At 67.6% G+C, this 9,578-nt stretch carries 8 protein-coding genes; 3 read left to right on the top strand and 5 right to left on the bottom strand.

What is annotated here, in order from left to right; translation table 11 throughout:
• Positions 1-602, top strand: a 602-nt coding sequence (locus P1P70_RS34080) for a transposase (RefSeq protein ID WP_413471611.1), incomplete at its 5' end; no start/stop codon positions are given.
• 59 nt (positions 603-661) lie between these two features.
• Here P1P70_RS34080 and P1P70_RS34075 read toward each other — a convergent pair.
• The 3 genes from P1P70_RS34075 to P1P70_RS34065 all read right to left on the bottom strand — a co-directional run bounded on the left by P1P70_RS34075 (position 662) and on the right by P1P70_RS34065 (position 3,326).
• Positions 662-1,399: a hypothetical protein gene (locus P1P70_RS34075; RefSeq protein WP_319244727.1), complete on the bottom strand. Its 738-nt coding sequence runs from the start codon at positions 1,397-1,399 to the stop codon at positions 662-664.
• Between the two features lie 332 nt (positions 1,400-1,731).
• Positions 1,732-2,220, bottom strand: a complete 489-nt coding sequence (locus P1P70_RS34070; RefSeq protein ID WP_319244725.1) for an N-acetyltransferase — start codon at positions 2,218-2,220, stop codon at positions 1,732-1,734.
• Positions 2,221-2,417: 197 nt separating this feature from the next.
• Positions 2,418-3,326 (bottom strand): TetR/AcrR family transcriptional regulator C-terminal domain-containing protein, encoded by a 909-nt coding sequence (locus P1P70_RS34065; protein ID WP_319244723.1) that lies wholly within the window; start codon positions 3,324-3,326, stop codon positions 2,418-2,420.
• A gap of 115 nt (positions 3,327-3,441) precedes the next feature.
• Here P1P70_RS34065 and P1P70_RS34060 point away from each other — a divergent pair, with 115 nt between their 5' ends.
• Positions 3,442-5,004, top strand: coding sequence for an MFS transporter (locus P1P70_RS34060; RefSeq protein WP_319244721.1), 1,563 nt, complete (start codon positions 3,442-3,444; stop codon positions 5,002-5,004).
• A gap of 74 nt (positions 5,005-5,078) precedes the next feature.
• On the opposite strand, the gene P1P70_RS34055 is transcribed toward P1P70_RS34060, so the two are convergent.
• Positions 5,079-7,034 (bottom strand): amino acid transporter, encoded by a 1,956-nt coding sequence (locus tag P1P70_RS34055; RefSeq protein WP_319244719.1) that lies wholly within the window; start codon positions 7,032-7,034, stop codon positions 5,079-5,081.
• A 531-nt stretch (positions 7,035-7,565) separates the two neighbouring features.
• Positions 7,566-8,570, bottom strand: a complete 1,005-nt coding sequence (locus tag P1P70_RS34050) for an NADP-dependent oxidoreductase (protein ID WP_319244717.1) — start codon at positions 8,568-8,570, stop codon at positions 7,566-7,568.
• A gap of 425 nt (positions 8,571-8,995) precedes the next feature.
• On the opposite strand from P1P70_RS34050, the gene P1P70_RS34045 reads away from it, so the two are divergent.
• Complete coding sequence (locus P1P70_RS34045; RefSeq protein ID WP_319244716.1) at positions 8,996-9,364, top strand: hypothetical protein; 369 nt, start codon at positions 8,996-8,998, stop codon at positions 9,362-9,364.
• The last annotated feature ends 214 nt before the right edge of the window (positions 9,365-9,578 follow it).

Raw genomic sequence — 9,578 nt, 5'->3', positions numbered from 1 at the left:
GACTACAAGAGCCCGATCGACTACGAACGCGAGTACGGGGCCGGCCTCACCGTGGAGCTGGCTGCATAGGAAGGACTCCACAGTTCGAGGGGATTGACACCGAGGTGTTCCCCACTGCCCGGCCGCAGAGGTGCTGGGTTCACAAAGCCCGCAACGTCACCAACTGCCTACCAAAGTCCGCCCAACCTGGCGCGACCAAGGCGATGCAGGAGTTCTACAACGCCGAGGACCGCACTCACGCCGAGCAGGCGATCGAGGCGTTCGCGAAGACCTACGGCGCAAAGTTCCCCAAAGCCGTCGCGAAGATCACCGACGACCGGGACGAACTCCTCGCGTTCTACGGCTTCACGGCCGAGCGCTGGATCCACCTGCGGACCACAAACCCGATTGAGTCGACGTTCTCCACGGTCAAACTCCGCGCCAAGGTCACCCGCGGCGCGGGCAGCCCGGCGGCCGCGCTCGCGATGGTGTTCAAACTGGTCGAGTCCGCTCAGGCGCGATGGCGCGCGATCACCGGAGCCCACCTGGTGTCCTTGGTCCGCGCCGGCGCCCTCTTCGAGAACGGCCACCTGGTCGAACGCACCGAGTCGACCGCCGCCTGACCTGGCTCGACAGATCGACAGAGATCGGCAACTGCGACCCGGTCACACGTGACTGGCCGTCACATGTGCTGCATCCACACGTTGGGCTCCACGTAGATGCCCTGATCGCTGTCCTTGTCGACGTGGAGCAGACTGAGGCCCTGCGGGATGACGTAGTCGCCCGGCTCCGGGAAGGCCATGCCCGTCCACTGCTCCCACTCGGAGACCGCGCCGGTCATCGTCTGCGAGGCCGGGGCAGCGGCGATGATGCGCGCGCCAAGACGTTGGTGGGTGCGGATCCACGGGTCGAGCGAAGTGCCGTCCGGGCGTGTCCATCCCATGAACGACTCGATAGGCGCCAGTGGGTACCGCGACTTCAAGGTCGGGCGGACCGGGGCGATCACCCGCGACCAACTGTGCTCCACGGCAAGTCGCCGCAGCGCAGTGAGCGTCTCCCCGGCCAGGCCTCGACCCTTGAGGGAGGGTGTGACCACGGCGCCGCAGATCACCAGGGTGTCGGGCTCGATGCCCTGCTCCCGGTTCTCGACGGCGCGAATGGTGGCGTCCGTGTAGCCGGAGGGCAGCGTCTCCGCTTGCCCGTCCCAGCGAATCGGTATCCCCCAGCCGGCGGCGACCGGCACGCCGCGCTCGTCGACCATCATGAGGCTGAGCTCGGTGAACCACTCGCGGACCCGGCCGATGTACTGCTTGGCCAGCCGGTCAGCGGTGATGAACTCCGGGAATCCCTCGCTGAAGAGCTCTTCCAACTGCTCAGCAGGCCACTCGCGCGCGTCAAACAGCTCCGTGATCAACTTCATGGGCAATTTGTAGCGCATCTCGGCTCACACTGGCTATGCGGACCGGCACCGCGATGCGCTGCAACGATGCCCGACCGACTGGGGCTGACTCAAATCAGAGCTGGAGGCGAAAACTCGGATTTCCTGGGTGGCATCACACGCGATCCACAACTCTTGACAATTGCTCTGGATCAGGTGCTTGCCGGTGCTACGGCAGCAGTGGGCCAGCCGCTGCCCAGTCGAGGACTCCTGGCGGGAGGAGGCATTCCGGCCGTGCACCGTTCCCCGTCTTGCATGCCGATGCTTCGCTGCTGCGTCGCCCGATGTTCGCTCTTATTTTTGGCGACCCCAGGCTATGTCAGGTCCTTGCGCAGCAACGCGCACATGGTTTCGTACCGCTTGACCGAGCCCTCTTCGGTCTCCACGTCCCAGGAGTCCAGCTCACGGCCGTAGGGTTGGTAGCCCAGTCGCTCGTAGAGGGCTCTGGCTCTGGGGTTGCTGTCCTCCACGCCCAGTTCGGCCACCGCCAGACCACGGGCTGTGATCCGAGCCTCTGCGGAGCTGATCAGCAGGGTGCCGATGCCGCACGACTGAAGTGCCGGATGGACACCGAGCTGCCAGAGCGTGCCAGCACCACTCTTTCGCACGTAGTCGACGCCGCCGATCGCCACCGGCACGTCTGCGGGCCCGCAGACAGCCAGGTAGTCGACCTCGCCGCGCTCGGCCCGGCGCAACTGCTCGGCGATCTGCCTCACGTGCATGGCGGAGCCCGACCAGTCGCACGACGGCAGATCTTCGTGGGTGAGATCGCGCACGGACAGGGAGATCCTGATGTCGGTCACTGTGACCACCTCCGGCGTGAGAGGCTCCACGACCCCCCGGACAGACGCAACGTCATTTGGGCAGCCGCCTCGGGGCCGAGCACAATCAGGTCACCCGGCTCTGGCCGCTGTCGAACGGCACAGGAAACCGGTGTTGCCGTCTGCAGCCTTGACAGGCACTGTGCCGAGCTCGAACTCCAGCTCTGGACCGAACGGTCCTAGCCCCCGTTTTTCCCGATGAGCGATTCGACTCCGTCCAGCATCCGCGCGAGTCCGAACTCGAAGAGCGTGTCGAGTTCGAGGTCGAACTCCTCCTGGTCGAAGAGAGTCGACAGGACCGGGTAGGACCCGGCGGCCTGGATCCTCTCCAACTGCAATTCGTTGGAGGCCATCCACTCCTCAGGGGTCATTCCGGTGTCCTGCCGCGCTTGCGACTCCAGCTCGACGGCCGCAGCGACGCCCTGGGCGTACCCCAGAAGAGCGAGGTGGACGTGGATGATCTGGGTCGGTGTCAGCCCCAGGCCGTTCAGGGTGCTGAGAACCCGCTCGGTGTAGCGCATCGCGTGGGGCGAGGCCATCGGCCGGGTGAGGGCAGCCATGGCCCGCGCCAGCCAGGGATGGCGCTGGTACCGACCCCACAACCACCTTGCCTCCCTTTCCAGTTGCTCGCGCCAGCCGGGCGGTCTCGACCCCGGTGGTTCTCCGTCGAACACTGCCTCCGACATCAGCCGTACGAGCTCGCCCTTGCTCGGGACGTGGCGGTAGAGCGCCATGGTGGAGACACCGAAGTCGGTTGCGACTCGGCGCATGGAGAGCGCGGCGAGCCCTTCGGTGTCGACGAGAGCGATCGCGGCGCGGATGATGCGATCCCGGGTGAGTCCGTGGCGGGGAGTCGCAGGCCCCTCTCGTCCTGGCTCGGCGACCACGGTGCCGACGCCGGGCACCGCCCGCACCAGACCTTCCTGATTCAGGGTCGCGAGTGCCTTCGTGGCGGTCGCCATCGCGACGCCCCACTCCTGGGTGATGCGCCGGGTGGAAGGAATTCGGGTGCCGGGCGCAAGCTCCCCCGAAGCGATACGTCGGCGGATGTCGCCGGCGATGCGGAGGTAGGGCGGTTCCGTAGCCATGAGAGCACTGTACTAGTGCACTCACAGGACAATCAGGCAGCGGCCCAAGGGGAGATGACGGAGTGCACTAGGTACCTGTTTGCGGTGTACGCCGCACTGCCGGTTCCCTTCCACCATGGAGAACCCAACCGGCCCCCGTGCGGGGCGCAAGGAATGGACCGCCCTCGGCGTCCTGATGCTGCCCCTGCTCCTCGTCTCGATGGACGTCTCAGTCCTGTACTTCGCGATCCCCTTCGTCAGTCAGGATCTGGAGCCAAGCGCGACGCAACAGCTGTGGATCCTCGACATGTACGGCTTCGTCCTCGCCGGGCTGCTCATCACGATGGGCGCGCTCGGCGACCGAATCGGACGGCGCGCCCTGGTACTCGCGGGAGCGTTGCTTTTCGGAACGGCCTCGGTCGCCGCCGCGTACGCGCACACGGCTGAACTGCTCATCGCCGTACGGGCATTGCTGGGTCTGGGCGGCGCCGCCCTGATGCCCTCGACTCTCGCGCTGATTCGCAACCTCTTCCACGATGAGAAGCAGCGTGGCAAGGCGGTGACGCTGTGGACCGCCGTCATGACGACGGGCATTTCACTCGGGCCCGTGGTCAGCGGTCTGCTGCTGGAGCACTTCTGGTGGGGCGCGATCTTCCTGATCAACCTGCCCGCGATGGTGCTACTGCTCGTACTGGTGCCTTTCCTGGTGCCGGAGTTCAAGTCGGCGAAGAGCGAGCGCTTCGACCTGCTGAGCGCGGTGCTCTCACTCGGCGCTGTGCTCTTGGTCATCTACGGCATCAAGGAATGGGCCCGGCACGGGTACGAGCCGCTGTCCGCTCTCGGCATCAGCGTGGGGCTCGTGCTCGGCCTCGTCTTCCTACGCCGACAAAAGCACCTCACACATCCGATGATCGACCTCGGCCTGCTGGGCCGGCGCAACTTCGGCGGCCCGGTGTTCGCCAACCTCCTCGCGATGTTCGCCACAGTTGGGATGGCCGTCTTTTTCACCCAGTATCTGCAGTCCGTCCTCGGTCTGAGCCCGTTCAACGCCGCGCTGTGGAGCCTGGTACCGGCTGCTGGAGTGGCCGTCATGGCCCCGGCCGGAGCGGTGCTCGCACAGCGCATGGACCGCGCGTACGTCATGGGCGGCGGCTTCTTCCTCTCCGCCTGCGGCTTCCTCTGGCTGACCCAGGTACGCACCGACTCGGCACTCTGGTTCACCCTCGCCGGCGCCTCCCTGTACGCGGGCGGCCTGGTCGCCGCCATGACCCTCGCCAACGAACTCGCCCTCGGCGCGGCCCCACCGGAGCGCGCGGGATCAGCCGCGGCCGTACTGGAGTCAGGTCAGGAGCTGGGCGGAGCGTTGGGCATGGCGATCCTCGGGTCCATCGGGGCAGCCGTCTACAGCCGGGACATGGCCGGTGCGCTGCCCTCCGGCGGGCCGCAGGCCGAAGCCGTACGGGAAACGCTGGGCGGCGCGACGGCCGCCGCGGCCCAACTGCCCGACGAGAGCGCCGATGCCGTTCTGGCAGCCGCGCGCGACGCCTTCACGCACGGGATGAACTTCGCGGCCGTCGGCGCGGCAGTCGTCATGGCCGCAGCCGGCCTCTTCTCGTTCACATGGATGAGGGGGGCAGGCAGGAGGCAACACTCGACGGAATCAGCTGCCGACCCTCAGCCCGCGACATTCGCGTCGTGACGCTGGTAGTCCTGGTTCCTGGTTCCTAGTTGCGTCGCCCTCAGCCGTGAGAGGGCTGAGGGGGCGCGCCGGTGTCAGCCGGTGTGGACGCGTGGGCGGCGGGCTCGGTCCGGTTCCACCTCGCGCAGGACCTCGCGGGTCACGGGGGCGACCTCGCCCTGGCCGAAGAGGAGGAAGCGGAGGAAGTTGGCGAAGGGGCTGCCCTCGGTCCACTCGAAGTAGATGTGCGGGGTGCGGCCCGTGGTGTCGCGGACGTGGAGGAGGAGGGCGGCGAGGGAGTTGGGGATGGAGGAGGACTCCAGGGTCAGGACCCGGTAACGCTCGTGCAGGACCTCACCGCGTACGGTCAGGCCCGCCTCGAAATCGGAGGGGTCGGTGACCGTCACCTCGACGAAGACGAAGTCCTCCTGTTCCGGGACGTCGTTGTCCTGCCGGATCTGCTCGATCTTGTCGTGGTACTCGGCCTTGTCGCGCTGGTCGGGCTCGTTGGCGATGAAGCGCATACGGCGGTGGGACATGTCACGCACGAATCGTTCCGCCATTTCGTCCAGCTCGACGCTGGTCACGCGGAGTTCGAAGGCGCGGGCCAGCCGGGAGAGGAAGGAGACGAGCATGATGCCCGCGATGAAGCAGGCGCCGATCTTCACGCCGTCGGGGCGCTCGACGACGTTCAGGGCGGTGGTGTACAGGAACACCGCCGAGATCACTCCGAAGGCGATCGTCCAGCCACGCTGGCCGGCCTTCCGCGCCGCTATCGTCACCGCGATCGCCGCCGAGCTGATCAGGACCAGGACGCCGGTCGCGTACGCGCCGCCCTGGGCGTCCACGTCCGCGTCGAAGATCCAGGTGACGAGGAAGCCGACCAGGGTGAAGACGATGACCATGGGGCGGACCGCGCGGGCCCAGTGCGGGGCCATGCCGTAGCGGGGGAGGTAGCGGGGCATCAGGTTGAGCAGGCCCGCCATGGCGGAGGCGCCGGCGAACCACAGGATGGCGATCGTGGAGACGTCGTAGAGCGTGCCGAAGGCGCTGCCCAGGTAGTCGTGGGCCAGGTACGCGAGGGCGCGGCCGTTGGCGTCGCCGCCGTCCTCGAACTCCTTCTCCGGGATCAGGAGGGTGGTGATGAAGCTCGTACTGATCAGGAAGACGCTCATGATGACGGCCGCGGCCGTGAGCAGCTTCTTCGTGTCCCGGATACGGCCCCTGGGATCCTCCTCCGTGTCACCCTCGTCGCCCTTCACATGAGGCATGACGGCGACACCGGTCTCGAAGCCGGAGAGGCCGAGCGCGAGTTTGGGAAAGACGATCAGCGCCACGCCGACCATGACGAAGACGTTGCCGTGCTCGGCGGTCAGCGCGGTCGACCAGTCGGTGATCACGTGGCCCTCGGTGATCACGTGCCACAGGCCGACGACGACCACCACGACGTTCAGTGCGAGATAGGCGCCCACCAGGGCCACTGCGACGCCGATCGCCTCCAGGAAGCCCTTGAGGAAGACCGCGCCGAGCAGAGCGATCAGGATCAGGGTGATCAGGAGTTGCTGGTCGTGCAGGGCGCTGTTCAGGTGCGGGTTCTCCACCAGGTGGGTGGAGGCGTCGGCGGCGGAGAGGGTGATCGTGATCAGGAAGTCGGTGGCCGCGAAACCCAGCAGGGTCAAAACGAAGAGCTTGCCCTTCCAGAACGTCAGCAGGCGCTCCAGCATGGAGATCGAGCCCTGGCCGTGAGGGCTCTCCTCGGCCACGCGGCGGTAGACGGGGAGCGCGCCGGCGAGGGTGACGATCACGAGGACGATGGTCGCCACGGGGGAGAGGAGGCCGGCGGCGAGGGCGGCGATGCCGGGCTGGTAGCCGAGGGTGGAGAAGTAGTCGACGCCGGTCAGGCACATCACGCGCCACCAGGGCTGACCCTTGTGCGGCGGTTCCGGCGCGGCGTGCGCATCCTTGTGGCCGCCGGGCTTGCCCATGTCGGACAGGCCCTCCAGCATCCAGGTCCGCAGCCGGCTCGGCGGCGGGTGCTCTGTGGTGGCCATCGGTGTGCTCTCCCGGGTGTGCGGCTCAGCGTCGGTTTCAAGCCATCACGTGGACGGCCGCACCACGGTAAGCAGAGCGTGACGCCAGGACCCATGGGATGCGTCACGCGACCGCGTCAAGCTTCCGTTAAGAGGGCATCTGATGCAGGTAGTTGATCCACGGCGCCTGCGGCCACCTCTGCGGCTGCGGAGGGCCCGTGCGCTTGGTGGTGTCAGGGAGCGGCTTCCCGCGCCGGCCCCTGATGTCGCTTCCGGCGACTCCCACGCAGACAGACCACAGCCGATCTCACCGCCATCGGCACCGGCAAGCGGGAAGTCGTCGTGGCCGGGTCTTCGCCTCTGGCCTGCCGGCCGATGACCTGCAGGCCGACCTGGGAGCGCGCCAGCCCTCTTGTCACGACCTCCGAAGGGAACTGACCGTGAGGCTCGACGCCGTTCTGCGCGGCTCGCCTCCGCAATGCCATCGCCGACTCGACCTGGCACTGCGTGCAGCTCGCACAGTGCCCGGCCCGGGAGCCGACGAGGCCTTCCTCACGTGACCCTGACGACGACCTTGCCGGCCTTCGCACGTCCTGCTTCGACGTACTCCAGCGCTTCTCGGGCCGACTCGAACGGGAACACGGAGTCGACGACGGGGCGGATCTTGCCTGCCTCGATGAGCGGCGTGAGTTCGCGCAGCTGGTCGCCACTGGCCTTCATGAACAGGAACGAGTACGTCACGTTGCGGCGCCGGGCGCTTCGTCGGACTCGGAAGCTCAGCGCGGACATCACCAGCCGGATGATCGGATTGGCTCCCAGTTCCCTGGCGAAAGCGGCGTCGGGCGGGCCCGCGACGCTGATGACCTTCCCGCCGGGCTTGAGCACGTCCAGGGACTTCACCAGCGTCTCACCGCCGAGCGAGTCCAGAACGACGTCGTAGTCGTGCAGCACCGTCTCGAACGCCTGCTTCTTGTAGTCGACGACGACGTCCGCGCCCAGGCGCTTCACGAGGTCGACGTTGGCTGTGCTCGTGGTGGTCGCCACGTGGGCGCCCAGCTGCTTCGCCAGCTGGATGGCGACGGTGCCCAGGCCGCCGGAGCCGGCGTGGATGAGGACTTTCTGACCTGGCTGGATGTGTGCCCGCTCGACCAGCACCTGCCACGAGGTGAGAGCGACCAGAGGGAGGGAGGCTGCTTCTTCCATGGTCAGAGTGGCAGGCTTGATCGCCACGTCGTCCTGGTGTACCGCGATGAGTTCGGCGAACGTGCCGATCCGGTTCTTGTCGGGCCGTGCGAAGACCTCGTCGCCCACGGCGAACCGCGTGACGGCCCTACCTACTTCGACAACCACTCCGGCCATGTCGTTGCCCAGGACGAACGGGACCTTGTACGGCAGGATCGCCTTCATCTGCCCGTCCCGGATCATGCGGTCGAGCGGGTTGACGCTCGCGGCCTGGATCCGGACCAGCACGTCGTTCGCGCCCACTTCCGGGTCCGGCACTTCGGCGGCGCGCACGCCTGCCTTGTCGCCGTAGCGCTCTACCGTGATGGCTCTCATCGTCGTCTCCGTATCTTGCCCGCGGGGGCGAGGATGCTGTTGTTCATCCCGGGCTTTCCGAGGGGCGGGTGCCAGCAATTATATTACGTTCGTAATGCTAAGGGCCTCGGTCGGTGGGCGCAAGCAGGCTCCTCCTCTCCCGACGCCTTGCCCGTGGTGGACGCGGGGCTGATCAGCGAGGCCCGGTCGCCGACCGGGCGGCGCCTTTGGGGTCGCGCGAAGGGGTTCGGCTTCTGGGAAGGGCTGGCGCGGTGACGTCGAGCGGTGTGCTGCCCGGATGTAGTGGGGGGCCTGTGGCGACGGGTGCGTTCCGGGGAGTCGGTTCGGGGTGGTGGCGTACCCGTGCTCGATGCCCAGCAGTGGGAGAGCGTTGTGGATGCCCTGATCGAGGAGTCCATCGGCGAGTTGCACGTTCACCGCCGCCCATGAAGCTCTGGGCCGCCGCCCTCAAGGCCCACGGCGACGCGGCGGGCACCAGAGCGTTGGGCGAGGTCCTGCTGCTGCACCGGCGGCTTCCCGCCGAGGCGGTCCAGGCCGGCATCGCCGCCGCCGTCAGGGCAGGCTCCACCAGCCCGGACGTGGTGGCCATCGAGGCCCGCAAGGCCGAGGCCGCCGCACGGGATCCCGAGCCGGAGGACGACAAAGACGATCCTCCGTGCTGGGCCGAGGAGATCGTCGGACGGGTGCTTTCGCTGCCCCAACGACGGGCCGCTCTGCCCGAAGACCGTCGCCCACCGCCGTCGGTGGACCGCTGTGACCAGTTGCTGACCCGCCAGCCGAGAGGTTCCGCATGACCGACAACACCGCCCTCTTCGACGTCGGTGAGCGCATCCCGCAGCCTCGCGAGGACGCTGCCGCCGCTCGTTCAGGAGTAGATCAACACCCTCGCCGACCCGGCCTGGGTGAAGGCCCGCCTGTCGCTCTGCCTGGAGTCGAGGAGAGCGGCGCCAGGGCTGCTGCGCACCAGCTCCGCGTCAGGCACAGGGGGTTGCGCCGTACCGGTGGGGC

It is taken from the genome of Streptomyces sp. MB09-02B (assembly GCF_033794485.1).
GTDB lineage: Bacteria > Actinomycetota > Actinomycetes > Streptomycetales > Streptomycetaceae > Streptomyces.
This window is presented reverse-complemented; position numbering and strand designations above follow the sequence as displayed.